25 protein-coding genes, 1 tRNA gene and 1 pseudogene are annotated in these 26514 nt (G+C 59.9%); 2 read left to right on the top strand and 25 right to left on the bottom strand.

Translation table 11 applies throughout. The features are described 5' to 3' along the window. Positions 1 to 91: 91 nt before the first annotated feature. From AGR13A_RS05660 to AGR13A_RS05600, 13 genes are all read right to left on the bottom strand, one after another. On the bottom strand, positions 92 to 997 hold the full coding sequence (locus tag AGR13A_RS05660) for an ABC transporter permease (protein WP_051795859.1): 906 nt from the start codon (positions 995 to 997) through the stop codon (positions 92 to 94). Next, positions 987 to 1931 carry an ABC transporter permease gene (locus AGR13A_RS05655; RefSeq protein WP_035217782.1) on the bottom strand — a complete coding sequence of 315 codons (945 nt, stop codon included), beginning with the start codon at positions 1929 to 1931 and terminating at the stop codon, positions 987 to 989. Before AGR13A_RS05655 ends, AGR13A_RS05660 begins: the two co-directional genes overlap by 11 nt. 72 nt (positions 1932 to 2003) lie before the next feature. Next, positions 2004 to 2492 (bottom strand): Cu(I)-responsive transcriptional regulator, encoded by a 489-nt coding sequence (gene cueR, locus AGR13A_RS05650; RefSeq protein ID WP_080834125.1) that lies wholly within the window; start codon positions 2490 to 2492, stop codon positions 2004 to 2006. Positions 2493 to 2503: 11 nt separating this feature from the next. Then, a complete protein-coding gene (locus AGR13A_RS05645) occupies positions 2504 to 3526 on the bottom strand; it encodes a 2Fe-2S iron-sulfur cluster-binding protein (RefSeq protein WP_080834123.1) in 1023 nt (340 codons plus the stop codon). A gap of 12 nt (positions 3527 to 3538) precedes the next feature. Continuing rightward, complete coding sequence (locus AGR13A_RS05640) at positions 3539 to 6043, bottom strand: heavy metal translocating P-type ATPase (protein WP_167377418.1); 2505 nt, start codon at positions 6041 to 6043, stop codon at positions 3539 to 3541. Between the two features lie 246 nt (positions 6044 to 6289). Further along, a tRNA-Leu gene (locus tag AGR13A_RS05635) sits at positions 6290 to 6375 on the bottom strand. A gap of 140 nt (positions 6376 to 6515) precedes the next feature. Beyond that, positions 6516 to 7232, bottom strand: a complete 717-nt coding sequence (locus AGR13A_RS05630; RefSeq protein WP_080834119.1) for a thermonuclease family protein — start codon at positions 7230 to 7232, stop codon at positions 6516 to 6518. A 187-nt stretch (positions 7233 to 7419) separates the two neighbouring features. Next, positions 7420 to 7953 (bottom strand): MerR family transcriptional regulator, encoded by a 534-nt coding sequence (locus AGR13A_RS05625; protein ID WP_080834117.1) that lies wholly within the window; start codon positions 7951 to 7953, stop codon positions 7420 to 7422. A gap of 273 nt (positions 7954 to 8226) precedes the next feature. Next, positions 8227 to 8565 carry an integration host factor subunit alpha gene (locus AGR13A_RS05620; protein ID WP_035217795.1) on the bottom strand — a complete coding sequence of 113 codons (339 nt, stop codon included), beginning with the start codon at positions 8563 to 8565 and terminating at the stop codon, positions 8227 to 8229. Between the two features lie 243 nt (positions 8566 to 8808). After that, positions 8809 to 9780, bottom strand: coding sequence for a beta-ketoacyl-ACP synthase III (locus AGR13A_RS05615; protein ID WP_080834116.1), 972 nt, complete (start codon positions 9778 to 9780; stop codon positions 8809 to 8811). Positions 9781 to 9784: 4 nt separating this feature from the next. After that, positions 9785 to 10846: a phosphate acyltransferase PlsX gene (plsX, locus tag AGR13A_RS05610; protein WP_035218905.1), complete on the bottom strand. Its 1062-nt coding sequence runs from the start codon at positions 10844 to 10846 to the stop codon at positions 9785 to 9787. 100 nt (positions 10847 to 10946) lie between these two features. Then, entirely contained in the window at positions 10947 to 11510 is a 564-nt protein-coding gene (locus tag AGR13A_RS05605) for a YceD family protein (protein ID WP_035217799.1), read from the bottom strand. A gap of 8 nt (positions 11511 to 11518) precedes the next feature. Beyond that, the gene (locus AGR13A_RS05600) at positions 11519 to 12058 is read right to left on the bottom strand and encodes a ubiquinol-cytochrome C chaperone family protein (protein ID WP_035217802.1); all 540 of its coding nucleotides are present in this window, start codon (positions 12056 to 12058) and stop codon (positions 11519 to 11521) included. Between the two features lie 269 nt (positions 12059 to 12327). Between AGR13A_RS05600 and AGR13A_RS05595 the strand changes: the two genes are divergently transcribed. After that, a complete protein-coding gene (locus AGR13A_RS05595; RefSeq protein ID WP_035217805.1) occupies positions 12328 to 12858 on the top strand; it encodes an outer membrane protein assembly factor BamE in 531 nt (176 codons plus the stop codon). A 77-nt stretch (positions 12859 to 12935) separates the two neighbouring features. Here AGR13A_RS05595 and AGR13A_RS05590 read toward each other — a convergent pair whose 3' ends face one another. From AGR13A_RS05590 to AGR13A_RS05535, 12 genes and pseudogenes are all read right to left on the bottom strand, one after another. Further along, entirely contained in the window at positions 12936 to 15074 is a 2139-nt protein-coding gene (locus tag AGR13A_RS05590) for a sodium-translocating pyrophosphatase (RefSeq protein WP_080834115.1), read from the bottom strand. Positions 15075 to 15294: 220 nt separating this feature from the next. Beyond that, on the bottom strand, positions 15295 to 16518 hold the full coding sequence (locus AGR13A_RS05585) for an MFS transporter (RefSeq protein ID WP_035217809.1): 1224 nt from the start codon (positions 16516 to 16518) through the stop codon (positions 15295 to 15297). Positions 16519 to 16539: 21 nt separating this feature from the next. Next, on the bottom strand, positions 16540 to 17037 hold the full coding sequence (gene nusB / locus AGR13A_RS05580) for a transcription antitermination factor NusB (protein ID WP_004441180.1): 498 nt from the start codon (positions 17035 to 17037) through the stop codon (positions 16540 to 16542). A gap of 4 nt (positions 17038 to 17041) precedes the next feature. Continuing rightward, on the bottom strand, positions 17042 to 17521 hold the full coding sequence (locus tag AGR13A_RS05575) for a 6,7-dimethyl-8-ribityllumazine synthase (protein ID WP_003520804.1): 480 nt from the start codon (positions 17519 to 17521) through the stop codon (positions 17042 to 17044). A gap of 131 nt (positions 17522 to 17652) precedes the next feature. Further along, positions 17653 to 18285 (bottom strand): LysE family translocator, encoded by a 633-nt coding sequence (locus AGR13A_RS05570; RefSeq protein WP_080817239.1) that lies wholly within the window; start codon positions 18283 to 18285, stop codon positions 17653 to 17655. A 294-nt stretch (positions 18286 to 18579) separates the two neighbouring features. Next, positions 18580 to 19191, bottom strand: a complete 612-nt coding sequence (locus AGR13A_RS05565) for a riboflavin synthase (RefSeq protein WP_003520802.1) — start codon at positions 19189 to 19191, stop codon at positions 18580 to 18582. Continuing rightward, positions 19191 to 20438, bottom strand: a pseudogene (ribD, locus tag AGR13A_RS05560) (bifunctional diaminohydroxyphosphoribosylaminopyrimidine deaminase/5-amino-6-(5-phosphoribosylamino)uracil reductase RibD). The gene AGR13A_RS05565 and the pseudogene ribD overlap by 1 nt, the downstream one beginning before the upstream one ends. A gap of 2 nt (positions 20439 to 20440) precedes the next feature. Beyond that, positions 20441 to 20920: a transcriptional regulator NrdR gene (gene nrdR, locus AGR13A_RS05555; protein WP_003496675.1), complete on the bottom strand. Its 480-nt coding sequence runs from the start codon at positions 20918 to 20920 to the stop codon at positions 20441 to 20443. Positions 20921 to 20932: 12 nt separating this feature from the next. Further along, positions 20933 to 22222, bottom strand: a complete 1290-nt coding sequence (glyA, locus tag AGR13A_RS05550) for a serine hydroxymethyltransferase (protein WP_035217816.1) — start codon at positions 22220 to 22222, stop codon at positions 20933 to 20935. A 204-nt stretch (positions 22223 to 22426) separates the two neighbouring features. Continuing rightward, on the bottom strand, positions 22427 to 23758 hold the full coding sequence (locus tag AGR13A_RS05545; protein WP_080834114.1) for a L,D-transpeptidase family protein: 1332 nt from the start codon (positions 23756 to 23758) through the stop codon (positions 22427 to 22429). A 374-nt stretch (positions 23759 to 24132) separates the two neighbouring features. Continuing rightward, positions 24133 to 24642 (bottom strand): transcriptional regulator LdtR, encoded by a 510-nt coding sequence (gene ldtR, locus AGR13A_RS05540; protein ID WP_026363448.1) that lies wholly within the window; start codon positions 24640 to 24642, stop codon positions 24133 to 24135. A 234-nt stretch (positions 24643 to 24876) separates the two neighbouring features. Continuing rightward, a complete protein-coding gene (locus AGR13A_RS05535) occupies positions 24877 to 25314 on the bottom strand; it encodes a DUF6163 family protein (RefSeq protein WP_035217818.1) in 438 nt (145 codons plus the stop codon). 173 nt (positions 25315 to 25487) lie between these two features. Between AGR13A_RS05535 and hemB the strand changes: the two genes are divergently transcribed. Then, on the top strand, positions 25488 to 26501 hold the full coding sequence (gene hemB, locus AGR13A_RS05530) for a porphobilinogen synthase (RefSeq protein WP_080836601.1): 1014 nt from the start codon (positions 25488 to 25490) through the stop codon (positions 26499 to 26501). The last annotated feature ends 13 nt before the right edge of the window (positions 26502 to 26514 follow it).

The raw sequence follows: 26514 nt of genomic DNA, 5'->3' as shown, positions 1-26514 counted from the left end.
TTTTTGAATCGGAGGCATTTGCGTATTTTCATGCGGCTTTAGACGATATTACTCTCCTTCCGGCTCTCGATCATCGTTTGTTTCATGAACCTCAGTGACCGTTCGTTTTCTTGGTCTCCAGGTTGAGGCCATGGCCGATCCACGTGACGCTGAGCGCCGACAGGAAAATCGCCAGACCCGGTGCGATGACGAGAACGGGCATCCGCTCCGCATAAGCCTGCGCATCCGCCAGCATCAGCGCCCAGTCGGCGGCCGGCGGTTGCACGCCGAGGCCGAGAAACGACAATCCACCCACCGTGATCAGCTTGTGGCCGAAGCGCAGGAAGGCAACGGCTGCGATGGGCCAGATGGTGTTGGGGATGACATGCCGGAAGATGATGAAACGCCGCGTGCAGCCCAGTACTTCGGCGGCGCGGATATATTCGCGTGAATTGATGGAAAGCGTCAGCCCGCGTGCCAGCCGCGCAAAGGGTGTCCAGCCGACAATGGTCAAAGACGCGATCAGCGTTCCATATCCCGGGCCGAAAATGGCGACGAGGAAAATGGCGATCACCACATCCGGTATGGCAATGAGCAGATCCACCACGCGCATCAATATCTCGTCAAGGACGCCACGGCTGCGGCCGCTGATAATGCCGATGAAGGTTCCGATGACGACCGACAGAATGACCGTGATGGCGGCAATCGTGACCGTGAAACGGCCGCCGATCAGCAGCCGGCTCAGGACGTCGCGCCCGAGATGGTCGGTTCCCAGCCAATAGGCGGCGCTGGGGGCATTCAGCCGCAGGCGCAGATTCTGCTGCGCGGGATTGTAGGGCGAAATCCACGGCGCGATCACCAGCAGGAGGATGATGACGAGAAAAATCGCCGATCCCGCATAGAAGGTCCAGTGCCGCCGGCTGATGAAGTCCGTGAACCGGGACAGTGTCGAGGGGCGCTTGGGCGTGGTCATCGGCATGGCGGCAGCTGTCGCGCTCGGAAAGTGACTAATGGTCATGGTGACCTCGCATTGCAGGATTGATCAGGACATAAAAGCCGTCGGCCAGGGTATTGATGAGGATGGACAGGGCGACGATGCAGATGAAACCGCCCTGCAGCATAGGAATATCCCGATTGACCACGGCGTCGTAGAGCAGCCGGCCCATGCCGGGGATGGCGAATATCACTTCCACAACCACCGATCCGCCAAGCAGGCCGGCAAGCCACAATGCAAAGAAGGTGACGACCGGAAGCGAGCCATTGCGGACACCGTGCCGCAGGACCGTGCTATGCATGCCGAGGCCGCGGCTGCGGGCCGCCGTGATGTAAGGCGCACGAAGAACCTCGGCCATGGCGGCGCGCGTCACCTGCGTGAAATAGGCCAGCGGACGCAGGGTCAGCGTCAGGGCGGGAAGCACCAGCGAGCGCCAGCTATCCCATCCCGCAGATGGCAACCAGCCGAGATAAAGCGCGAAAACCAGCGCCGACATCGGCGCGAACCAGTATTCCGGCGTTGCAACAAAGGTCTGGATCATCAGCGTCGCGAAATTGTCCAGCCGTCCGCCAGGGCGCATCGCTGCCAGCGTGCCGAGCGGCAGGGCGACGGCGACGGCAATCGCAAGGGCAGTCAGCGCCAGTGTCACCGATACCCAGAGCGACCGCAAAAGCTCGGCGGCTACCGGCTGGCTGCTGGTGAAGGAAAAACCGAGATCGCCCCGCAGCGCGCCAGACAACCACGCGAAATATTGCACATAAAGCGGACGGTCCAGTCCGAGGCTTACCCTCAGCGCCTCGACCGCATGCGGATCGAGCGCCGTATCGCGCATGCGCGACATGAGAATGGTACGGGCCGGATCGCCCCCCGCCATATAGGGCAAAAGAAACGCGATGACGGAAACGATCGCCAGCATCAGGCACAGAATAAGAAAGCGCTGTAATATCTGTATCCACATGGCCTGGTCTCCTTCACCACAATTGGTGTTTGCACTGCAATCTTTTGCCGGTGCCCGACAGGGAACGGCTGTTTATTTCACGAGGCGATGTAGTTCCGTCAGCGGACCGGACGTACCCTTCAGCATGCCGGACCGCTTGGGCACCGCCGCCACCGCTACAAAATCGGGATCTTCGGATTGCGCCAGGTCCTGGATGATCGGGCAATCCGGCTCACCATTATCAGGGCAATAGGTCGCGAGATTTCGAAGCGTATCGGCCATGTCCCGAAGCGAATGCATCTTCGCTTCCAGGTCGACGACATGTTCCATGACGATGCGCTTGACATCGCAGGACGCGCCGCCCGGATCGCGCCACAGGGTCATGAGCTGCCGGATCTTTTCGATTGAAAAACCGAGGTCGCGACCGCGCCGGATGAAGCGCAGCGTTTCCAGATCGTTGGCGGTATAGACCCGATAACCGGATTCCGTGCGGTTTGCCGATTTGATCAGGCCGATCGTTTCGTAATGGCGGATCATCTTTGCAGAAACACCGGATGCGGTGGCGGCTGTGCCAATATTCATCGATCCTGCTCCTATCTTTCGGGAGTGAAAAACACGTCTGCATGAATGTCGGCGGTGCGAATGCCCCTTGCCAGAAGCTGTGGCACCGTCGCCTCGATCATCGCCGGCGGACCTGCGAGATAGGCCTTCCAGCCATCGAGATCGTCAAAGTCATTCGCCACGGCTGAGCCGACATAACCGCACCGGATTTGCGCATGTTCTTCATTCGAGAGAACCGGAATGAAGCTCAGATTACGGTGCGTTGCCGCAAGTTCCTCGAAACGGTCGACCATATAGAGGTCACGCTGCGCACGGGCGCCGAAATAGACGTGGATCGGGCGCTCGCGACCCGTGGCCCGGCCCGCGGCAAGCGCTGCCTCCACCACCGCCTTCACCGGCGCCAGCCCCGAACCGCCGGCAATGCCGAGGATCGGTCCGCAATGTTTTTCGCGCAGGTATGAAGACCCGAAGGGACCGACGAGCGTGACAGGATCGCCAGCTCTGGCATTCGCGAAAATATGGCCACTCGTGACGCCGCCGGGGACATGCCGGATGTGGAATTCTATCAATTCCTCATCAATGCGGCTGGCGATGGAATAGTCACGCGGCGAACAGTCCTGATAAAGCAGGCGCACATATTGCCCTGCCTTGAAGGTGAACAGTTCGCGGTCGTTGAGCCTGATCCGAATGAGCTTGATATCATGCGTCGCGTCAATCGCTTCAGCAATAACGCCTTCGAAACGGCCGGTCGGAATATCGGCGAACTCATCCTCGCCGTCGAGCCAGCCGATGGTCACGTCGCTGAGCGGCACGGCGCGGCAGGCGAGCGTCAGGCCCTCGACCTTTTCTTCTTCGGTCAATGAAAAAGGCGTGTGCTTGAGAAGGTCGATCTCACCCGAGACGAGGTGCGACTTGCAGGCCCCGCACCGGCCCATGCGACAGCCATGCGGATAAGAAATCCCGGCGGCAAGGGCGGCCTGAAGCACGGTTTCACCCTGCGCCGCCAGAATGCTGCGTCCGATCCGCGGCAGATAGACTGTGTTTCCAGGCGTCATAACATCAGCCTCCTATTCGGCCGCTGCGAGTTGCGTGTCGGATGATCTGTCCACAAGCGGCGGGCGGAAGCTTTTGAGGCGCAGCGCATTCGTCAAGACGAAGACGCTGGAGAGCGCCATGGCTCCGGCAGCAAGGACAGGCGACAGCAGAACGCCGTTGACAGGATACAATATTCCGGCCGCCACGGGAACGAGCGCGGCATTGTAGGCGAAGGCCCAGAACAGATTCTGGCCGATATTGCGGATCGTGGCCTTGGAGAGCGCGATGGCATTGGCAACGCCGCGCAAATCACCCGACATCAGCACCACATCGGCGCTTTCAATGGCGACATCCGTACCCGTGCCGATGGCAAGCCCGACATCGGCTGCCGCAAGGGCCGGCGCATCGTTGATGCCATCGCCGACAAAGGCAACCTTCCGCCCGCCAGCGGCCAGCCTCTTCACAGCGTCCACCTTGCCGTCGGGCAAGACTTCCGCCACCACCTCGTCGATACCGAGACGACGGGCAATGGCTTCGGCGGTGCGGCGGTTGTCGCCGGTGATCATCGTGACCTTGAGACCAAGCGCGTGCAGCGCCGCTATCGCTTCCGGCGTCGTCGGCTTGACCGGATCGGCAACGGCAATAATCACTGCCAGTCTGCCATCCACGGCGGCATAGAGCGGCGACTGCCCTTCCCGGCCAAGCCGGTCGGCTTCATCAGCGAACATCGTGACATCGTAACCGAGCTTCACCATGAACCGGTCAGCTCCGGCCTCGACCCTGCGACCGTCAACCGTTGCCGCTACGCCGAAACCAGGGGTCGCCTCAAAGCCCTCCGCATCGGCAAGTGTCAGACCGCCATGTTTCGCCGCCTCGACAATCGCTTCGGCAATCGGATGTTCGGAACGGCTCTCAAGCGAGGCGACAAGGCGCAGCACTTCATCCGGATCGAAGCCTTCCGTCGTGGAGAAATGAACCAGCGTCGGCTTGCCGAGCGTCAGGGTGCCGGTCTTGTCGACGGCGATGACGTCGGCGTCACGCAGGGTCTGGAGCGCATCGCCGCGGCGGAACAGGACACCCATCTCGGCGGCACGGCCGGTTCCGACCATGATCGATGTCGGCGTGGCAAGGCCCATGGCGCAGGGGCAGGCAATGATGAGGACCGCGACGGCGTTGACGAGCGCAAAGGTAAGCGCCGGCTCCGGCCCAAGAACGAACCAGACGATGAAGGTGGTCAGTGCTGCCAGCATCACCGCCGGCACGAACCAGTTGGTCACCTTGTCCACCAAAGCCTGAATGGGCAGCTTGTCGGCCTGCGCCTCCTCGACCATGCGGATGATCTGCGCGATTAGCGTATCGGCACCGACCTTGGTGGCGCGGAAGGTGAAGGAACCGTTCCTGTTGACCGTGCCGCCGACAACTTCGGAGCCTGCCACCTTGGTCACCGGTACAGGTTCGCCGGTAATCATCGATTCATCGACATAGGAGGAGCCATCAAGCACCAGACCGTCAACGGGCACCTTCTCGCCGGGGCGGACAACGATCACATCGCCGGTCACAACATCCTGCAGCGGCACGTCAATGGTTTCACCGTTGCGCAACACGCGGGCCGACTTGGCCTGCAGGCCGACGAGCCGCTTTATCGCCTCGCTGGTGCGACCCTTGGCGCGTGCCTCGAGAAAACGGCCGAGCAGGATGAGCGTGACGATAACCGCCGCCGCCTCATAATAGACATTGGCCGTGCCTCTCGGCAGGATTTCGGGCACGAAAGTGGCAACCACCGAGAACCCCCAGGCGGCGGCGGTGCCCAGCACGACAAGCGAATTCATGTCCGGCGCCAGCCGCAGAAGCGCCGGTATGCCCTTTTTGAAGAACCGTAAGCCGGGTCCGAACAGGACGAGTGTGGTCAGCGCAAATTGCAGATACCAGCTTTCCCGCATGCCGACGGTTTCCATCACGAAGTCATGGATGGTGGGCACCATATGCGAGCCCATTTCCAGAACGAAGACCGGCAGCGTCAGGGCGACCGCGATAGCAAGGCTGATTTTCAGACCGCGCAATTCAGCTTCGCGCCGGTCGGGCTCATCACCCTTGGCTTTATCGGCGGCAGTCTCGCTCGCCTTATAACCCGCCTGTTTGATCGCTTCCGCGAGGGTGGCGGCCGAGACGGCATTGCCGGCAACGCGGACGGTGGCGCGCTCCGTCGCCAGATTGACGCTCGCATCGGAAACACCGGAGACGGCCTTCAGCGCCTTTTCGACACGCCCGACACAGGAGGCGCAGGTCATGCCCTCAATATCGAGCTCGACGGTTTTTTCTTCGACGCCGTATCCCGCATTCCGGACGGCATCGATAACGGCCAGTACATCAGCCGGACCGGAAAAAGAAATATCGGCGCGTTCCGTTGCCAGATTGACCGAAGCCTTGAGAACACCCGGCACCTTGGCAATCGCCTTTTCCACACGGCCAACACAAGAGGCGCATGTCATCCCATCGATGGCTATCGTATGGCTCGCCCGGAGCTGGATTTGTGACATGCTTATGACCCCTCTTTTCTTGTATTAAAAAAAGATAGGGCTTCCCATCGTGGCAAGGTCAATAGGCTCTTTTGGGTGATTTTTACGGAAAAATGCCGTCCGCTTAACCACGTTCATTTTTTAGGCTAACCCGCCTGATTCAGTGCGGCCTATGCCAAAAAATGAGCGAATCCGGCGCAAAACCCATGCGGAAAGCCCGCGGGTCGCAGAAAAACGAAAGAGAAATCTTGTAATCTGGAATGAAGATGGTGCGGACGGCGGGACTTGAACCCGCAAGACCAATGGTCGGCAGATTTTAAGTCTGCTGCGTCTACCGATTTCGCCACGTCCGCAATGCCGCGCCGCCTGCCGATCCGGCTCTGGCGCTGCAAAACTGTTTCGTCATTGTTCGGGACTTGAACAAACAGCGTCCAGCCCCAAGCCTCCACAGTGCCTCATCTACACAGGAGGGACCGTTTCGGTCAACGGGGCCTTAGCCACACCAGGACTGATTTTTTGCCGAGGCCGGATGTGCCAGACCTTCCCGCACGAGCTGATCGGCAAAGGACACGCCCGAACGCGAAAGCCGTTTGCGTTCCATGGTTTGCTCGCCCGCGGCCCCGGAAGAGGCCACATCGAAGGCGCCGGCGTTCAGCATATCCCGAAGCCTGACCTTCGCAACGAAACCGCGCTGGCGCTCTTCCATGCATCGCGCCCGGTCGATCTGCGGAACCTCGATACCGGCAAGCTGCATTTTCACGCCCTTCATCCAGAAGGTGTTGCCATCAGCCACGCAATTGTTAAGCCCCGAGCGGCCGCAAAAGGCGAAGGCGCCGGTTTTTTCCCCAAGCGAGATTTTTTCGACGGATGGACGTGTTTCCGGCAGGATAGCGGCGACCTGCGCCGGCGGCATGGCGATTGAGCGTGGCGGCACCGGCCCGCTGCCCGGCAAGACCGGCGATGCTGGCCGAATGGCCGCCGCCCTCTCCGGCGCGGCGGTCTCGCGTTTCGCGGCAACGGCAACCTTGGGTGAACTTGTCGTCGTCTGCGTGGACCTTGCGGCATGCCGCTGTGGCAGAAGGCTGTCGCGATGTTCATAAGCCTGAATGCCGCCGGCAACCACGCCCAGCATCAGCACCCAGGGCCACACGCTGCCGCCGCCCGATTTCTTCGCCGTGCGGCGCCGTGCTGTCGATTTTCGGTTGCTCACGATCGGACTCCTTTTTACGGAGCCGCATTATCGGCCAAAGGAGTTTCCGAAAGGTTGGCATTTTAGAGAGTTTGCGTTTTCCCCAAATCGCGAAAACGATCTAACTCTTTGTTTTTGCGTGTTTCCGGGCGAAAATCCGCGGTCCACCTTTTTGGTGGAAGCGCCTCAAGAGAGTTGTGGAAAACTGTCAGCGAACCTGATCGAGCAGCCGCTTGCATTCGAGGAGGTCGAACAGGGCTTCCTGCAAAAGCGCCTGATCATCCTTGCCGATACCTGACTTGCCGACCGATATTTCGGCATCGCCGCCGCCACCGCCGAAGCCGAAAAAACGGCCGCTCGGCTTTGCCTTCGGACGGCCGACGACCTCGTCCCCATCGGTATCGATGACGCGCGGTTCGGCGACTTCCTTCTCACCGCTCGCCGCCATGATGGCTTCCATGGTGGCAAGATCGCCGGAGGCGATGGCCGCCACGAAGCGGTTGCCATTGGCTTTCAGCAGCTTCTGGACACCTTTGATGGTGTATCCATGATCATAAAGAAGATGACGAATGCCCTTCAGGAGATCGATATCATCGGGGCGGTAATAACGGCGGCCCCCGCCCCGTTTCATCGGCTTGATCTGCGGAAAGCGTGTTTCCCAGAAGCGCAGCACGTGCTGCGGCAGGTTCAGCTCATCCGCCACTTCACTGATCGTCCGAAACGCGTCGGGGCTTTTGTCCAAATTTCCACTCCCATCCGGACCCGGAGCGCCTTGCATAAAGCCGGGCACTGAACAAGAACGCTTCTCAACCGCCGATCCGTGCATCACAAATCGCGAAGACCTCAAGCGATCCCCGCATCGATGCCCGAAGCGGCAAGATGCCATTTAGTAAAATTGATTATGATGCGAGTCGACCGGATTTCAACGGCTTGCACGTTGAAATTCAAGTATGTTCACAGGAAGAATGGAGAAAAGGCCTGCCAGGGGGCAAAAAAAGGCTTTGGGACAGCCGGCTCAGGAGCCAGCTTTCTGGCCCTTCTGTTTGGCCTTGCGGGCCGTATGCGCCTTGAGAATACGCTGTTTCAGCACGTTCGAGGCCTTGAAGGTCATGACGCGGCGCGGCGAAATCGGAACTTCCTCACCCGTTTTCGGGTTGCGGCCGATGCGCTCGTTCTTTTCCCTGATCTGGAATGTCGCGAAAGACGACAGCTTGACGACCTCGCCACGGGTGATCGCGTTGCAAATTTCGTCGATGATCGTTTCGACCAGTTCGGCGGATTCGGTGCGGGACAGCCCGACTTTACGAAACACAGATTCTGCAAGATCTGCGCGTGTCACTGTCTTCCCGGCCATTTTTCCCCACAAACCGTGTCTGAATTTTTCTCTAGGAGCCGCCGAGATTATTTCCCTTGTGGCGACCGGTCAAGCGATTGTTCCAGATTCATTTGAGGCTTTCGGCAATCAGTGCAAGGGCTTAGAGCGACTGATACGGTTTTGACACAGGCTCGGGCCGCTCCGGCGCATCTGATCGGGGCATGAGCGCGAAAATTACAACCGATTTCGCGCCATCACCCCGGCAAACGCGCAAATTGCGCCTTACCAACGCAGCAGCACTGCACCCCAGGTAAAGCCGCCGCCCATGGCTTCCAGCATGACCAGATCGCCCTTCTTGATGCGTCCGTCACCGGCCGCAACGGCGAGCGCCAGCGGAATGGAGGCCGCCGAGGTATTGCCGTGCTGATCGACGGTGATGACCACCTTTGCCGGGTCGATGTTGAGCTTCTTCGCGGAACCGTCGATGATGCGCTTGTTGGCCTGATGCGGAACGAGCCAGTCCAGGTCATCCGCCGTCGTGCCCGTCGCCTCGAAGGCCTGCTCGATGACGTCGGTGATCATGCCGACGGCGTGCTTGAATACTTCCCGGCCTTCCATGCGCAGATGACCGACCGTGCCTGTCGTCGAAGGTCCGCCATCAACATAGAGCTTTTCCTTGTGCGAACCATCGGATCGCAGCTGCGCGGTGAGAATACCGCGATCGTCAGAGGTGCCCTCGCCTTCACCGGCTTCAAGCACAAGCGCGCCGGCACCATCGCCGAACAGAACGCAGGTGGTGCGGTCCTTCCAGTCGAGAATGCGCGAGAATGTTTCCGAACCGATCACCAGAACACGCTTGGCCATGCCGCCGCGAATATAGAGATCGGCGGTCGATACGGCATAAACGAAGCCGGAGCAGACGGCCTGCATGTCGAAGGCGAAACCGTGGGTCATGCCGAGGCGGTTCTGGATGTTCACCGCCGTTGCCGGAAAGGTATTGTCCGGGGTCGATGTGGCCAGAATGATGAGATCGATATCGTCAGGCGTCAGGCCGGCATTGTCGAGAGCGGCGCGGGCCGCCGCCTCGCCAAGCGACGCGGTCGTTTCACCTTCGCCGGCGATATAGCGCTGCCGGATGCCCGTGCGCTGCACGATCCATTCGTCGGAGGTCTCGACGACACCTTCGATTTCACTGTTGGTCATGACACGCTTCGGAAGCGCTGCCCCGAAACCACGGACTATAGAACGGATCATTCCCTTATTCCTCGTCAGCCACGAGAGCTTCGGGCGCCGGGGGCGGAAGCCGTCTTGCGTGGTAAATCTTCAGATCGTTTTCAATTTTCGCCGTCAGTCCGTTATGGACCATGTCGTAGCCGACATCGACGGCGGAAGCAAAACCGATGGCATCCGTGCCGCCATGGCTTTTGATGACAATGCCGTTCAGGCCGAGAAACACGCCGCCATTGACCTTGCGCGGGTCCATTTTTTCCCTGAGCACATCAAAGGCGCTTTTCGCCAGGATATAACCGATCTTGGCGAAGAAGCTGCGGGAGATCGCCTCACGCAGAAGCGTGGTGATCTGGCGCGCGGTGCCTTCGGCGGCTTTGAGCGCGATGTTGCCGGTGAACCCTTCGGTCACCACCACATCCACCGTACCCTTGCCGATATCGTCGCCCTCGACAAAACCGCGATAGTCGATGGTGCCGAGATCGGCCTCGCGAATGAGACGTCCTGCCTCACGCACCTCTTCCTGACCCTTGACCTCCTCGACACCGACATTGAGCAGGCCGACAGTGGGACGGTCGATATCGAACAGCGCGCGCGCCATGGCGCCACCCATCAGGGCGAAATCAAGCAATTGCTGGGAATCGGCACCGATCGTCGCGCCGACATCGAGAACGATGCTTTCACCTTTCAGTGTCGGCCAGATGCCGGCGATTGCCGGGCGTTCCACCCGCGCCATGGTGCGCAAACAGAATTTGGCCATGGCCATCAGAGCGCCGGTATTGCCGGCGGAAACGACGACGTCGGCTTCACCCAGCTTCACGGCCTCGATGGCACGCCACATGCTGGAGACGTAACGGCCGCGACGAAGCGCCTGGCTTGGCTTTTCATCCATGCCGACCGAGACTTCACAATCGTGAAAGACCGACTTTTCCCGAAGGGCGGGATATTGTGCCAGAATGGGGTCGCATTTGCTCTTCTGCCCGTAGAGCAGAAAAGTTACATCATTATGCCGTTCAAGCGCCTTGGCAGCACCGGGTATGGCAACATCAGGGCCGAAATCGCCACCCATGACGTCAATCGCTATTCTGATCACTCGTCCCTTATCCTTCTTGCCGCCACTCAAGCGGATTTCGCGCGAAAATACCTTTTCCGGCTCCTGATACAATATATTTATTTCAGCCTGTCGGGGCCATTCAGTCTTTTTTCCAGTCTTTCAGCACGGCAAAGGGCGACGGACGCTTCTCTGCTTCGGGCTCCTTGTCGGCCGTATCAGCGAATTCGGCATCCGATTTGCGCGGATAGGGATCGATCGCAAGGGCCGCAAATTCCGCCACCACAGCGCCCACATCGATGCTGTCGCCGGTGAACTGGTCGGGAATATCCGGACCATCAGGGTCGAGCACGATCTCGCCCTCCTCGTTGGTGACCATGCGCGCGAGCTTCGACCCTTCGGGAACGAAGATGTGCTCCACCGCCTCGTCGATCTTGCTCGTGACCGGCTCCAGCGTCACCACGCAGGACTGGGTCACGGCCGCATGAACCTCGCCCTTGATCTTGATGCCATCCTTCTTCCAGCGGGTAACCTGCAGCTCCGCCTTCAGATAGTCGACGGACACCACATCCCAGAATTTCGCCAGCGCCTTCAGTTCCTCGGCATTGGCTTCGAGACCAATCCTGACGGGATTGGCGGAAATATGGCCTACCTTTACGGGATAGGAAAAAGGCAGGTCGTCATTTGCGGCGTGTCGCGCGTTCATCGTAAACCTCATTGTCCAGGCAGGGGCAGCGTCAGGCTTCCGGTCGCTATCGTTTCCTCGGAGCATGCGGAAAGGGCGGAAGACGTTTCCATCATCCAACCCGCCAGCCCGTCCAGCTGCGGCGCCTTATCGTCTGTCTGCGGATATATATTGCGCGCAAGCGCCGCGGCAAGGGCAACGGGGTCGGATGCATCCAGCGCCGCCGCGTAGGATTCCAGCCGCCCGTAAAACATGCCGGCAAATTTCTTCATCCGTTTCGGCACGCCCTGGTCGCCGATACCAAGTTCACGGATGGAATGATCGATATCCTGAAAAAAGGCGTCGACGATCTCCTGAGCGATCTCCTGCCCGCTGACACCTGATGATTTGGTGCGGCGGAAATAGAGAATCATGATGATCGACAGCATTTCGAAACGGCCCATCACCGTGTCGGGAACACCCAGATCGAGATAAAATTCAGGCGTGCGGGCAGCAGCCGTCAAGGTCGCATATTGGCGGTCGACTATGGCGCGGTTGTTGTTTTTCTTCCTGAACAGCCCGAATATCATTGTTTTTTCCGAACGTGACCGGTGAATTCGCTTACCGCCCATCGCACTTGTTGCATGATTGTCAAAGCTGGTTTACCGAAGCATCCACGAATTGCAATGCTGTCGCGGTCACGTTCGTCTTTGCGCTGAAACAGTCGAAGAGAACCGGAGGAGTTCCAGAAGGCCGGGAAAGCATTGAATTTGGGGGGTGATCGGGATTTTCCGTCCCCGGATTGACACAATCATGTGCACAGACACTGTGCACCACGCAATGCCGGAAGGTGCCATTCATGATCGCAGTCGGGAAAACGCAGTTGAGCAAGCAGAAATCCGCAAGTCAGGGCAAAATTCTGAGCAAAACGGCCATCGCAATCGTCCTCGCGTCCGGCCTGCTTTCCGCCTGCACCAGCACGACCGATGTGTTCCACAATGGTTATGTCATGGACGACCAGGCGCTCCAGCTGATCCCCGAAGGTTCCAGCCGCGAGCAGGTTCTGCTGACCATGGGTACGCCCTCGACCACGGCGACCTTCGGCAACGAAGTTTTCTACTACATCTCGCAGAAGCGTGTGCGCCGCGCCGCCTTCATGAAGCCGACGCTGGTCGAGCAGAATATTCTCGCGATCTATTTCAACAAGGACGGCGTGATCGAGCGCAAGGCCAATTACGCGCTGCAGGACGGCAAGGTCTTCGACACGATTTCCCGCACCACCCCGACAGGCGGCAAGGATCTGACGTTCCTGCAGCAGCTGCTGTCCGGCGGCACCTCGGGCGCCAATATCGCCAAGAGCATTCTCGGTCAGGGCAACAACACCCCCTGATCGGAAGAAGAAACGGAAAACTCAAAGGCCCGGGGATCGCTCCCCGGGCCTTTTTCATTCGTCGGAATCTTAAGCCTTCAGTGGGCAAGAACTGCGAGCAGCAACAGCGCCACGATATTGGTGATCTTGATGGCCGGGTTGACGGCCGGACCGGCGGTGTCCTTGTAGGGATCGCCGACCGTATCGCCCGTCACCGAGGCCTTGTGGGCATCGGAACCCTTGACGTGGCGCACGCCGTCCTTGTCGATGAAACCGTCCTCGAAGCTCTTCTTGGCATTATCCCACGCGCCACCACCGGAGGTCATGGAAATCGCCACGAACAGGCCGTTGATGATGACGCCGAGCAGCGATGCGCCAAGTGCCGCGAAGGCAGATGCCTTGGAACCGGAAATCAGCAGCACACCGAAATAAACGACGAGCGGCGCCAGAACCGGCAGGAGCGACGGAATGACCATTTCCTTGATCGCCGCCTTGGTCAGAAGATCAACCGCCTTGCCATAGTCCGGTTTTTCCGTTCCGGCCATGATGCCCGGCTTTTCCCGGAACTGGCGGCGGACTTCTTCGACGATCGAGCTTGCCGCCTTGCCTACCGCCGTCATCGCAATGCCGCCGAAGAGGTACGGAATGAGGCCGCCGAACAGCAGGCCCGCCACGACGTAAGGATTGGCAAGGCTGAAGGAAATCTCGCCAATATCCTTGAAGTAGGGATAGGTATCGCCATTGGCGGCGAAATAGGACAGGTCGTTGGAATAGGCCGCAAACAGCACCAGCGCGCCGAGACCGGCAGAACCGATGGCGTAACCCTTGGTGACGGCCTTGGTGGTGTTGCCGACGGCATCCAGCGCGTCGGTCGCCTTGCGCACGTCAGGATCGAGACCGGCCATTTCAGCGATACCACCGGCATTATCAGTCACCGGGCCGAAGGCGTCGAGCGCCACGATCATGCCCGCCAGACCCAGCATGGCGGTGACCGCGATGCCGGTGCCGAACAGGCCGCCGAGCTGGTAGGTGCCGATGATGCCGCCGACAATGACGATGGCCGGCAGCGCCGTCGATTCCAGCGAGACCGCAAGACCCTGGATGACATTGGTGCCGTGACCGGTGACCGACGCCTGCGCGATGGAATTGACCGGGCGCTTGTTGGTGCCGGTGTAATATTCGGTAATGACGACGATCAGTGCCGTCACGACAAGGCCAACAATGCCGCACAGGAAGAGGTTGGTGCCGGTGATCTCCATACCGGCCACCGTGCCGACCGTGCCCCAGCCCACCGTCGCATGGGTGGCGACCGCCAGACCGGCAATGGAGAAGATACCCGTGGCGATCAGGCCCTTATAGAGTGCGCCCATGATGGAATTGTTGGTGCCAAGCTTGACGAAGAAGGTGCCGGCAATCGACGTCAGGATGCAGGCGCCGCAAATCGCCAGCGGATAGACCATGGCGCTTTCCAGTATCGGCGTTCCGGCAAAGAAGATCGCGGCGAGAACCATGGTCGCGACGACAGAGACGGCATAGGTCTCGAAGAGGTCAGCGGCCATGCCGGCGCAATCGCCGACATTGTCGCCGACATTGTCGGCAATGGTTGCCGGGTTGCGCGGATCGTCTTCGGGAATTCCAGCCTCGACCTTGCCGACGAGATCGCCGCCGACATCGGCACCCTTGGTGAAGATGCCGCCGCCGAGGCGGGCGAAGATTGAAATCAGCGATGCGCCGAAGCCAAGCGACACCAGCGCATCGATCACCTCACGCGAACCGGCCGCATGGCCCATCACCGAGGTCAGGATGAAATAATAAATGGAGACGCCGAGCAGCGCGAGACCGGCCACCAGCATGCCGGTGATCGCGCCCGACTTGAAGGCGATGTCGAGACCGGCGGAAAGGCTGTGCGAGGCGGCCTGCGCGGTGCGCAGATTGGCGCGCACGGACACATGCATGCCGACGAAACCGGCGGCGCCCGAAAGCACCGCGCCGATGAGGAAACCAATGGCTGCCATGGCCGACAGCAGATACCAGGCGAGAACGGCGACGATCAGTCCGACGATGGCGATGGTGAGATATTGACGGGTGAGATAAGCCTGTGCGCCTTCACGGATATAACCTGCTATTTCACGCATACGCTCGTTGCCCTGATCGGCATCGAGAACACTCTTGGTCGCCCATACCGCGTAAACCACGGACAGGATACCGCATAAAATCACTATGGGTATTACGGTCATGCGCACTTACCTCCCAAAAAGCCGGGTCTCACTCCCTCCCCGGCGTGGCGAAACCTTGTGCAAGGACCGGATGATCGCAAGCGCTCCGGGTCCTGTCGTGGCCATTTGTTCCCCTCCCAAGGAAGAATGACCTGCGCGGCAAGATTGCGTTGGCGAAAGGCGTGGCGTCAAGCCCACAATTTTGCCTGAAACATGAAAGGGGTAGAGCGCTGACGCAATCTCAGGCGGCGTTTTTGCGCGGGGTCAGCAGCAGCGACAGGACAAGCAGCAGGCAAAGGCCGGCCACCGGCCAGATGACGAGGTTCATTACCGACCAGCCCCAGGCCGTGAACACCTTGCCGGAAGAGAAGGATGAAAGCGCCACCGTGCCGAAAAGCACGATATCGTGGAAACCCTGCACCTTGTCCGCCTCATGCGGGCGGTAGCTGGAGGTGATGATGGCGGTAGCGCCGATAAAACCGAAATTCCAGCCGAGCCCAAGGAGAATGAGCGCCGCCCAGAAATTCCACAATTCGATACCCATATGGGCGACGACGGCGCAGGCCATCAGCACAACGAGGCCGGTCGCGACGATTTTCTCCGCCCCGAATCGGGAGATCAGCATGCCGGTGAAGAAGCTCGGGCCGAACATGGCAAGAACATGCCACTGAATGCCGAGGGTCGCGAGTTCGGAGGGGAAACCGCAACCGACGACCATGGCGAGCGGTGCGCCGGTCATCATGAAGGTCATCAATGCGTAGGAACCGATACCGCAGACCATGCCGGTGACGAAACGGTGCGTGCGGACGATCTCCGACAGGGGCCGCACCGCGTGCGCATGAGTAGAAGCGGCCTTTGGATCCGGTAATTTCAGGAATGCCAGAATCGCAATCGAGATGATGCCAAGCGGCACCAGCGCGATAAAGGCGCCGGCGAAGGTGACCGGCGCGAACACGTCCTTGCCGAAAATGGCAAGCTGCGGGCCAACGATGGCCGAGATGATTCCACCCGCCAGGATCCAGGAAATGGCTTTCGGCTTGTAAAAGGATGGCGAGGCATCGGCGGCGGCGAAGCGGATTTTCTGCGTGAATCCGCCGGAAATACCGATCAGCAGCAGGCCGACGGCAAACAGCCAGAAATCCGCACGGAAGAGCGCTACGGCAGCAATACCGCCGCCAATCGAGCACATCAGCGCGCCGACCATGAAGCCTGCTTTGCGGCCGAGAAAGCGGGATGCGGCTGCTACGCAGATGGCGCCGAGCGCAACGCCGATATTGAAGCCGGTGAGAGGCGCGGTCGCCAGTGACTTGTCCGCGCCGAGCAGCTGATAGCCGGCAAGTGCGCCAACCGAAAAGCTTAAGGGCGCAGCCGATCCCATGATCGCCTGCGCGATGGTGAGGAGGAAGACGTTGCGCTTCGCCTCGTCCAGTTGAACTTCTAGTCCGGGGACGGAAACGGCGCTCATGTCTTCCTCACCTGTTTTACTTCAGCGTTTTGCCTCGCCGCGCACCTGCTTGGCAATGCGGTCAAGCACCGCATTCACGAGCTTCGGCTCATCATGCTCGAAGAAAGCACGGGCGATCTCGACATATTCCGTGACGATGACGGCGACCGGCACGTCCTTGCGCTCCAAAATCTCGAAAGTGCCGGCACGCAGAATCGCCCGCACGGTGGCATCGAGGCGCGACAGCGGCCAGTCTTCCAGAAGGGCCGAGCGAACCAGCGGGTCGATCTTGGTCTGATCGCGGACGACGCCGGAAACGATGGAACGGAACCAGGACGGGTCAGCTTTCAGATAGGTGTCGCCATCGACTTCCTGGCCAAGACGGTGCGCCTCATATTCGGCCACGACTTCCATAACGCCGGTTCCGCCGACATCCATCTGGTAAAGCGCCTGCACGGCCGCAAGGCGTGCAGCGCCGCGCTGGTTGGCTGGCTTTACCGAAGGCTGGCGCGGTTCACCGCCATTTTCAACATTCGACATGCGTTCAGCCACCCAGTTTTTTCTTCAGCTCGATCATCGTCAGCGCCGCACGCGCCGCGAAACCGCCCTTGTCCTTGTCGGAACGACGCACGCGTGCCCATGCCTGCTCGTCATTCTCAACGGTGAGGATGCCGTTGCCGATCGGCAGCGATTCGCTGACGGCGAGATCCATCAGCGCGCGGGAGGATTCGTTGGAAACGATGTCGAAGTGGTAGGTCTCACCGCGAATGACCATGCCGAGTGCGACGAAACCGTCATATTCCGTGCCGTCATTGTCAGCACCGTCAAGCGCCATGGCGATGGCGGCGGGGATTTCCAGCGCACCCGGAACGGTAATGACGTCATAGGTGGCGCCGGCCTCATCGAGCGCGAATTTCGCGCCTTCGAGAAGGGCATCCGCCATATCGTCGTAAAAACGTGCTTCCACGATAAGAAGATGGGGTTTGGACATGATATTTTCCTGAAAAGCTTGATGCCGGATCATACCGGCTTTTGCGGCGGTCAAACCACGGCTGGCCATTTTTGGCAAGTAATTTCATGTGTCAGCGGCGCAAGAGGCCGCGTTTGCGGGGCATTTGGCCGGGTTTCAAGCCTTCCGGTGCTGCTCCGCGACAATCAGGTTTTCTGGAAGGCGAGATGGACGCCAAGCCCCATCAGCACCGTCCCGGCCGCGCGCCGGGCAAGCACCTGCACCGCCCCGGAACGCTTCAGACGCCCGACCATGGCGCCCGCCAGAAGCACGCCGACAAGATCGGCCGAGGAAAAAATGAAATTGACGGCGATGCCGAGGATCAGCAATTGCAGCCAGACCGGAAAGGCCGCCGCAGGGTCCACGAATTGCGGCAGGAAGGCCAGAAAGAACAGCGCCGTCTTCGGATTGAGCACATCGACGATGATGCTGTCGATGAAGGCGCGGCGGGCCGATTTCGGCTCGATGGTCAGATTGACCGCCTCGCCCTCAAGCTTGCTGCGCAGCATCGAGAAGCCGAGCCAGATGAGATACAGCGCACCGCATAGCTTCACCGCCAGATAAAGCCATGGCACGGCCTGAAACAGCACCGAAAGCCCTGCGGCAGAGGCAAAAATGTGGAAATAGCAGCCGACATGGATACCAAGCACCGCCATCAGCCCGGCAAACCGGCCGCGCGCCATGGTCTGCGCCGCCGCATAAAGCATGGCCGGACCGGGGATATAGGCGAACAAGGCGGTGGTTATGAAAAAGGCTGTCAGCAGTTCGAAGGACGGCATGATGTATTTCCCTACCCGTTTGGCTTGCGGTCGATATCAAACGGCTAAAAGGTCTTATAGCGTTTCCGGCTTCATCGGAAGCGGGGTGCTTGAGAACAATTGCATATGCCGCGATTTCAGGTGTTGGCACTCCCCTTTCCGTCATTCCGGCCTTGAGCCGGAATCCAGTCGACGCGCGTCTGCGCGGCGGGAAAAATTCTTTCAGCCCAAAGACTTGGGCTGGCTGGATTCCGGCTCAAGGCCGGAATGACGGAGGAGGCGTCGGTGCGTCCTCCTCTCCAAAGCATCGTCACATTACGCTGAGGGAAATTCCGCAAGCCTTGCGGCATAACGTGCCATGGTATCGACTTCGAAATTGACGAAATCGCCCGGCTGGCGTTCGCCCCATGTGGTGACAGTCAGCGTGTGGCGGATCAACAGCACGTCGAAATCCGTGCCTTCGACGGCGTTGACGGTCAGCGAGGTGCCGTCGAGCGCCACGGAACCCTTGGGCGCAACGAATTTCGCCAGATGCTCCGGCGCGCGCAGGCGAATGCGCACTGCCTCGCCTTCGGATTCCACCGAAAGGATTTCCGCCCTGCCATCGACATGGCCGGAAACGATGTGGCCGCCAAGCTCATCGCCGATCTTGAGCGCCCGCTCCAGATTGACGTGGGTACCCTTTTGCCAGCCGGCAATCGTCGTCAGGCGCAGCGCCTCTTCCCAGGCCTCGACCTCGTACCAGCGCTCATTGCTGCCGTCTTCCGGCAACCTCGTCACCGTCAGGCAGACGCCGCCATGGGAGATCGATGCGCCCATATCGATGGTCTTGGGATCGTAATTGGTCGCCACCCGCAGACGCACGCCTTCCGCCAGGGCTTCCAGCTCGGAAACGGTTCCAACGTCGGTGACAATTCCGGTAAACATCAAATCGGCCTTTCATAATCGAAGCAGCGATCCGGCCCATAGGCGGTTTCGCTGATCAGTGCATAGTCGCCCGTGATATCGGCACGGTTGAGCGGCGTTTCAATGCCGCCTTCGCCGATCACGACCGGGCTTTCGAACAGCATGATACGGTCCACCAGCCCGGCTTCAAGGAATGATTTTGCGGCAAAGGCGCCTCCTTCGACCAGAAGTTCCGACATGCCGCTTTCGGCGAGAATGCGCAGGAGGTTTTCGAGGGTTGGGGCTTCGAGGATCTGGACGCCGGCCTCGGTGAGGAGTTGGCGTCGGTGGTCGCGGTTACCCCCTCTGCCCTGCCGGGCATCTCCCCCTCAAGGGGGGAGATCGGCAAGGGGCTAGCCGCTCGTGCAAATTGTGCCTCCGGCTCACCCTCTCCAGCTGCCGATGCGGGGCGAAGCAGCGCTCCATCGATCTCCCCCCCTTGAGGGGGGAGATGCCCGGCAGGGCAGGGAGGGGGGTATCGCCGCAACGATCACCGGCACCTCCCGCGCTGTCTTCACCAGCTTCGATGTCAGCGGCAACTCAAAATGCCGATCCAGCACGATACGGACCGGCGAGCGCTGCTCCATCCCCGAAATACGCACCGTCAGTTCCGGATCGTCAGCAATCGCCGTGCCAATCCCCACAAGGATGCAATCACAACGCGCGCGCAATTCATGCACGGCATGGCGCGCCTCGGGACCGGTGATCGCCACCTGCCCCTCGCCTTTCCTGCCGATCATACCATCGGCGGAAACGGCAAGTTTCAGAATCACATGCGGGCGTTTTTTCACCTGACGCGTGAGGTAGCCGGCAAGCGCTCGCTGGCCTTCCGCGCGCAACAGGCCGGTTTCCACGACAATGCCGGCATCCCGTAAAATCGTATAGCCGCGGCCGGAAACGCGCTCATCCGGATCGTCTACCGCCACGACCACACGGGCGACGCCGAATTCCACCAGCGCATTGGCGCAGGGAGGCGTCTTGCCCCAGTGTGAGCAGGGTTCGAGCGTCACATAAGCGGTCGCGCCGCGCGCCGCCTCGCCGGCTATTTCCAGCGCCTGCCGTTCGGCATGCGGGCGGCCGCCAATGGCGGTCACGGCTTCGGCGATGATTTTTCCGTCTTTTACGAGAACACAGCCAACCGATGGATTGGTAAGCGTCTGGCCCTGATGGCGAAGCGAAACCTCGATTGCCCGGGCCATGAATCTTTCGTCATCGGCGCGGGTGGTCACGGCTAGACTCCGGCGTCCGTATCGCGGGCGATCTTGGCGTTGATTTCGGCAATCACGTTTTCAAAATCCTCGGCATGGCTGAAATCGCGATAGACCGAGGCGTAACGCACGAAGGCCACGTCATCGAGGCTCTTCAGCGCTTCGAGAACCTGCAGGCCGATTTCTTCCGAGGGGATTTCCGTCTCGCCGGAACTTTCCAGGCGGCGGACGATGCCGGAGACGGCGCGCTCGATACGGTCGCGGTCGACCGGGCGCTTGCGCAGCGCGATCTCGAAGGATCGTACCAGCTTTTCCCGGTCGAAGGGCAGCTTGCGGCCGCTTTTCTTGATGACCATCAGCTCGCGCAGTTGCACGCGCTCATAGGTCGTGAAGCGGCCGCCGCAATCGGGGCAGATGCGCCGCCGGCGGATGGAGGTATTGTCCTCCGCCGGACGCGAGTCCTTGACCTGTGTGTCTTCGGAACCGCAAAATGGGCAGCGCATCGTCTTCCTCTCTTACATGTACGGGTACATCGGGAAACGGTCGGTCAGGCCGACGACCTTTTCACGCACCGCAGCCTCGACGGCGGCGTTGCCCTCGTCCGAATTGGCAACCTTCAGACCATCGAGAACCTCCACGATCAGCTTGCCGATTTCGCGGAATTCCGCTTCCTTGAAACCGCGCGTCGTGCCGGCCGGCGTGCCAAGGCGAACACCAGAGGTGACGAAAGGCTTTTCCGGATCGAAAGGAATGCCGTTCTTGTTGCAGGTGACGTAGGCGCGGCCAAGAGCTGCTTCCGCGCGCTTACCGGTGGCGTTCTTCTTGCGAAGATCGACCAGCATCAGGTGGTTGTCGGTGCCGCCGGAGACAACATCCAGACCGCCTTCGATCAGCGTTTCGGCCAGCGCCTTGGCGTTCTTGACGACCTGTGCGGCGTAATCCTTGAATTCCGGCTGCAGCGCTTCACCGAAGGCGACGGCCTTTGCGGCGATGACGTGCATCAGCGGGCCGCCCTGCAGGCCGGGGAATACAGCCGAATTGAACTTCTTGGCCAGATCCTCTTCGTTGGTAAGGATCATGCCGCCACGCGGGCCGCGCAGCGACTTATGCGTCGTCGTGGTGGCGACATGGCAGTGCGGGAACGGCGACGGATGCTGGCCACCGGCAACGAGACCGGCGATGTGGGCCATGTCGACCATGAGGTAAGCACCGACTTCATCGGCGATTTCGCGGAAGCGCTTCCAGTCCCAGATACGGGAATAGGCGGTGCCGCCGGCGAGGATCAGCTTCGGCCGGGTTTCCTTGGCCTTGCGCTCCACTTCGTCCATGTCGAGCAGGTTGTCGCCTTCACGCACGCCGTAGGAGACGACGTTGAACCACTTGCCGGACATGTTGACCGGCGAACCATGCGTCAGATGGCCTCCCGAGTTCAGGTCGAGGCCCATGAAGGTATCACCCGGCTGCAGCAGCGCGAGGAACACGGCCTGGTTCATTTGCGAACCGGAATTCGGCTGCACGTTGGCGAAGTTGACGCCGAACAGCTTCTTGGCGCGCTCGATGGCGAGTTCTTCAGCGATGTCGACGAACTGGCAGCCGCCGTAATAACGCTTGCCCGGATAACCTTCCGCATATTTGTTGGTCATGATCGAACCCTGCGCTTCGAGCACGGCGCGGGAAACGATGTTTTCCGAGGCGATCAGTTCGATCTCGTGGCGCTGGCGACCCAGTTCCTTCTCGATCGCGCCGAAAATATCCGGATCGACTTCGGCAAGCGGACGGGAGAAGAAAGCATCTGTGTTCGACATGGTGAAGGCTCCTGAAACAGTAATGCGATGGCGTCTTAGCGCCCTGCCCGGACAAGAGCAATACGGGCTGCGAGATTTGCCCGTCAAACTGCGACGTTGCGACAAAAAACGACAGTTGTTTTTTCAAAAGCAGCAGTAAAAAGAGGAAAAGCCGCGCCCGGCAGGGCGCGGCCTTTCATTTACGGGTAAATTCGATGGCAGAGATCAGTTGCGCGGCAACAGGTCGTCGTCCACAGCGCCGGCCGGCTGCTCCATGCCGCTCGTGGTGTTCAGCGCCAGTTCGGCGTTGCCATCCTTCTCATAGATGTCATCACGGAACTGCACCACGCCGTCCTTCGCCGACCATGCGGTGATGTAGACGAAATAAACGGGAACTTCCTGCGCCAGCTTGATCGGCGTGTTGACGCGGGTGGCGATGACACGTTCCATTTCCTGACGAGACCAGCCGGGCGTGTCGCGCAGCAGCCAGCTCGTGAGGTCGCGCACGTTCTGCACGCGCACGCAGCCGGAGGATTCAAACCGCATCAGCTTGTTGAACAGGCCCTGCTGCGGCGTGTCGTGCATATATTCGTTGTTCGGATTGTGGAAGTTGATCTTCGTCGACGACATGGCGTTGATCTTGCCGGGGTCCTGACGGAACATCAGGTTCGGCGCCTTCGGCGCGAACCAGTCGACCGCGGTCGGCGAAACTTCCTGTCCCTTGCCGTCGATGAGGCGGATATTGTTCCGCTCCAGATAGGTCGGGTCCTTCTGCATCAGCGGCACGATGTCCTTTTCGACGATCGAGCGCGGCGCTGTCCAGTAGGGGTTGAGAATGACTTCGTAGATCTTGGAATTGATGACATGGGTTGGGCGGCTGGCGCGGCCGACAACGGCCGTGTTGCGCAGCACGACGCGTTCGTTTTCAACGGCTTCGATGGCCGCGGCCGGGATATTCACCATCAGGTGGCGCTGGCCGAGATCGCCGGACATGGACTGGATGCGCACGAGGTTGGTCTGCAGCTGCGCCAGACGGATCTGAGCCGAAACATTGAGCGCCTTCGTGGTGTATTCGCCGCTGACGCCATCGGCCGGAAGGCCGTGGCGGGCCTGGAAGCGCTTCAGCGCACCGTCGACATAGGAATCGAAAGCGCTGGAAATGCCGGCTTCGCGCGGCAGGTCACCCGAAACCATCAGGCGCTGGCGGAGTGCCTGCACGGATGGGTCGGAAACGCCGATCTGAAGGCGCTGCTGGGTGGCGGGCACGTCCGGCCAGCCGCCATTCTGCACGATCTGCTGATATTGCATGATCGCCTGCTGCATATAGACAGGCGCTTCGCGTCCGAGAACCGGATTGTTGGAAACGACGCCCACGGCGGAACGCGACGTATTGGCGTCGAACTGGTCATCCCAGTTGCCGCGGCGCGAAGAGCCCATGAGATCGTTGAGCGCGTTCTGCGCAAAGGCCGGCGCGGCAAGCGCGGCGGCGCCAACGGAAACGGCCGAACGCAGAAGCGCGCGGCGCGATACGGAATCGGAAACGGATTTCTTTGTCATTCTACCTACCAGCCACTTTGTTCGGCATTCTCAACAATGCCTAAATCAATATGATTAACAAACACGTATAACGTGCCTGCCGGCTGGTGATACTCAATACCCATCCGCTGGGCGCTATTGTCTGGCAGAACAGTCGGGACTTGCCGCGACAGCAGGAGAAACAGCCGGCTCCTTCGCCCTTGCCGGTCCCATATCAATATGGCCGATTCGTGTCACGGCCCTATTCTCACGAAGCTTTGTTCGCCTGAAAAACAGTGCGAAGGCTCGATAAAGGGATGGGCTTGACAGGCAAAAGCGCGTGGCGGCGACGTTCGGAATCCGCAAGCCGGGAGCAAAAGGATGCCCCCGGCTTAAACAGTGAAACCGTCGCGGTATTACAGGCGATAGGCGATCGAGTCGTTCCAGAAGCGATCGAGGCGCTGCAGCAGCTTGTTCATTTCGGAGAACTCACCGGTGCCGATGCCGCCGACCTTTTCGATCGACCCGACGTGGCGTTCATAAAGGCGGGCAACCGTTTCGGCGATTTCCTGGCCCTTCTCCGTCAGGCTGATGCGGACCGAGCGGCGGTCGACACGCGAGCGCTGGTGGTTGATGAGACCGAGATCGACCAGCTTCTTGACGTTATAGGAGACGTTCGAGCCGAGGTAATAACCACGCGAACGAAGCTCGCCGGCCGTCAGTTCGGAATTGCCGATGTTGAACAGCAGCAGGGCCTGAACGGCGTTGACGTCATCGCGACCCTGACGGTCGAACTCATCCTTGATGACATCGAGGAGGCGGCGGTGGAGACGTTCCACCAGGTGCAGCGACTCCATGTAGAGCGAGCGGATGGTATCTTCATGTGCATCGGCAACAACGGCCTGGGGCTTAACTTTGCTATTGATCATGACTGCCTCACTGTTTTGTCTGGCGGTGTGTTTGTTTGTCTCCCGCCTTGAGTGAGAACCTAATCAATGCGCATAAAATTCTACTTAAAAGCTACGATTAACAAATGGTTACCTGCATTTCCCCCGGAGGGCCCAACTTGTGGCGAAGCGGGAATGCCTCAGGCAAATCTATTATAAATCAATATCTTAGCCTTGAAATACAGCCCAAAATCAGGCCGAATTGCTTTATTCTTATGGTAAATCAATTCTTGCGCGCTCTTCATTTTGGCGCTGATCCAGCCAGAAAGCGACCAGAAATAGTATATAAATGGTTGCCACCAGACCGTGCATGACGGGCACCAGCGTGTTGGCGCCGAAGATATGCGGCCACACCTTGTACATGGCGATCTGCGCGCCCGCGCCCATGACCCAGATGACCGCCCCCCAGGAGGCGCCGAGCCAGAGGCCGAGTGCCGCAACCGGGAAAATGACCGCCAGTGCACTGCCCGCCACCCGCCATGGCAGGTTCAGCATGTCGAACCGGCCTTGCCCGCCCAGCGAATATCCCGTCAGCATCGCCCAATATTGCAGGCCAAACCAGAAACAGGAGACCGCGACCAGCCTCATGAAGACCAGAAAGAGGATTTCCGTAAGCGGACGCTTCGGCAGAGGTTGAGAATCAGGTTCCATGGCCGGAAGATACGGTCTCGACGAACGGGCGACCAGCCCATATTGAATTCCACGGCTTGCCTTGTCAAAACATCACGCCGGTGCGGGACGCCGATGAGGGAAGATTGTCGCATTCGCATGGGCCAAGCTTCATGCTATGCAGCTTTCCAAATTTGATCGAAGGACATTCTTACATGCAGGACAAAACGCATCTGGTCGACGAGATCACCGGCCATCGCCGCATGCGGCGCAATCGCAAGGCGGATTGGACGCGCCGTCTGGTGCAGGAAAGCCGCCTCACCGTCGACGATCTCATCTGGCCGGTCTTCATCGTACCAGGCAGCAATATTCTCGATCCCATTCCGGCGATGCCGGGCGTCAACCGGATGAGCGTCGACAAACTGGTGGAAGCCGCGAAAGAGGCCGCCGATCTCGGCATTCCGGCAATTGCTACCTTCCCGAACATCGAAATGGAGCTGCGCGACGAGACCGGTTCCAACGCACTCGAGGCGAATAATCTCATCAATCAGGCAACCATCGCCGTCAAGAAAGCCGTTCCCAATATCGGCGTGATCACCGACGTTGCGCTCGACCCTTTCACCAGCCACGGCCATGACGGCATTCTGCGCGGCGACGAGATCGTCAATGACGAGACTGTGGAACAGATTATCAAGGCGGCGATCCTTCAGGCGGAAGCCGGATCGGACATTATTTCTCCATCGGAGATGATGGATGGCCGGATCGGCGCCATCCGTCGCGGTCTCGATGCCGCCGGACACCAGAATGTCGGCATCATGTCCTATGCGACGAAATTCGCTTCCGGTTATTACGGCCCCTATCGCGAGGCCATCTCCACCGCCGGCCTGCTGAAGGGCGACAAGAACAGCTATTACATCAGCCCCGCCAACGGCATGGAGGCAATCCGCGACGCCGCTCTCGACGTGGAGGAAGGCGCGGATATGCTGATGGTCAAGCCCGGCCTGCCCTATCTCGACATCTGCTGGCGGCTGAAGGAGAATTTCGGCCTGCCGACCTTCGCCTATCAGGTGTCCGGCGAATATACCCAGATCAAGGCAGCCGCGATGAACGGCTGGATCGATGGCGAGCGCGTGATGATGGAAACGCTTCTCTGTTTCAAGCGTGCCGGTTGCGATGGCGTTCTGACCTATTTCGCCATCGAGGCCGCACGCAAACTGGCAAAGGGCTGAGGCCCGCACTTAT

Source organism: Agrobacterium genomosp. 13 str. CFBP 6927 (assembly GCA_900012615.1).
GTDB lineage: Bacteria > Pseudomonadota > Alphaproteobacteria > Rhizobiales > Rhizobiaceae > Agrobacterium.
Note: the sequence above shows the minus strand (reverse complement) of the source record. Positions and strands in the feature narration are given on the sequence as shown.

Bases quoted from the DNA above. Each gene is read 5' to 3' on its own strand.
- AGR13A_RS05570 (WP_080817239.1), bottom strand. From the start codon at position 18,285: ATGCCGTCCTTCGAACTGCTGACAGCCTTTTTCATAACCACCGCCTTG.
- AGR13A_RS05585 (WP_035217809.1), bottom strand. From the start codon at position 16,518: ATGAGCGCCGTTTCCGTCCCCGGACTAGAAGTTCAACTGGACGAGGCG.
- AGR13A_RS05575 (WP_003520804.1), bottom strand. From the start codon at position 17,521: ATGATCCGGCATCAAGCTTTTCAGGAAAATATCATGTCCAAACCCCAT.
- cueR (WP_080834125.1), bottom strand. From the start codon at position 2,492: ATGAATATTGGCACAGCCGCCACCGCATCCGGTGTTTCTGCAAAGATG.
- AGR13A_RS05640 (WP_167377418.1), bottom strand. From the start codon at position 6,043: ATGTCACAAATCCAGCTCCGGGCGAGCCATACGATAGCCATCGATGGG.
- AGR13A_RS05655 (WP_035217782.1), bottom strand. From the start codon at position 1,931: ATGTGGATACAGATATTACAGCGCTTTCTTATTCTGTGCCTGATGCTG.
- glyA (WP_035217816.1), bottom strand. From the start codon at position 22,222: ATGTCGAACACAGATGCTTTCTTCTCCCGTCCGCTTGCCGAAGTCGAT.
- AGR13A_RS05600 (WP_035217802.1), bottom strand. From the start codon at position 12,058: ATGATATTCGGGCTGTTCAGGAAGAAAAACAACAACCGCGCCATAGTC.
- nrdR (WP_003496675.1), bottom strand. From the start codon at position 20,920: ATGCGCTGCCCATTTTGCGGTTCCGAAGACACACAGGTCAAGGACTCG.
- AGR13A_RS05605 (WP_035217799.1), bottom strand. From the start codon at position 11,510: ATGAACGCGCGACACGCCGCAAATGACGACCTGCCTTTTTCCTATCCC.
- AGR13A_RS05545 (WP_080834114.1), bottom strand. From the start codon at position 23,758: ATGACAAAGAAATCCGTTTCCGATTCCGTATCGCGCCGCGCGCTTCTG.
- AGR13A_RS05615 (WP_080834116.1), bottom strand. From the start codon at position 9,780: ATGATCCGTTCTATAGTCCGTGGTTTCGGGGCAGCGCTTCCGAAGCGT.
- AGR13A_RS05620 (WP_035217795.1), bottom strand. From the start codon at position 8,565: ATGGCCGGGAAGACAGTGACACGCGCAGATCTTGCAGAATCTGTGTTT.
- AGR13A_RS05660 (WP_051795859.1), bottom strand. From the start codon at position 997: ATGACCATTAGTCACTTTCCGAGCGCGACAGCTGCCGCCATGCCGATG.
- AGR13A_RS05645 (WP_080834123.1), bottom strand. From the start codon at position 3,526: ATGACGCCTGGAAACACAGTCTATCTGCCGCGGATCGGACGCAGCATT.
- AGR13A_RS05595 (WP_035217805.1), top strand. From the start codon at position 12,328: ATGATCGCAGTCGGGAAAACGCAGTTGAGCAAGCAGAAATCCGCAAGT.
- AGR13A_RS05535 (WP_035217818.1), bottom strand. From the start codon at position 25,314: ATGGAACCTGATTCTCAACCTCTGCCGAAGCGTCCGCTTACGGAAATC.
- hemB (WP_080836601.1), top strand. From the start codon at position 25,488: ATGCAGGACAAAACGCATCTGGTCGACGAGATCACCGGCCATCGCCGC.
- AGR13A_RS05565 (WP_003520802.1), bottom strand. From the start codon at position 19,191: ATGTTTACCGGAATTGTCACCGACGTTGGAACCGTTTCCGAGCTGGAA.
- AGR13A_RS05590 (WP_080834115.1), bottom strand. From the start codon at position 15,074: ATGACCGTAATACCCATAGTGATTTTATGCGGTATCCTGTCCGTGGTT.
- nusB (WP_004441180.1), bottom strand. From the start codon at position 17,037: ATGTCGAATGTTGAAAATGGCGGTGAACCGCGCCAGCCTTCGGTAAAG.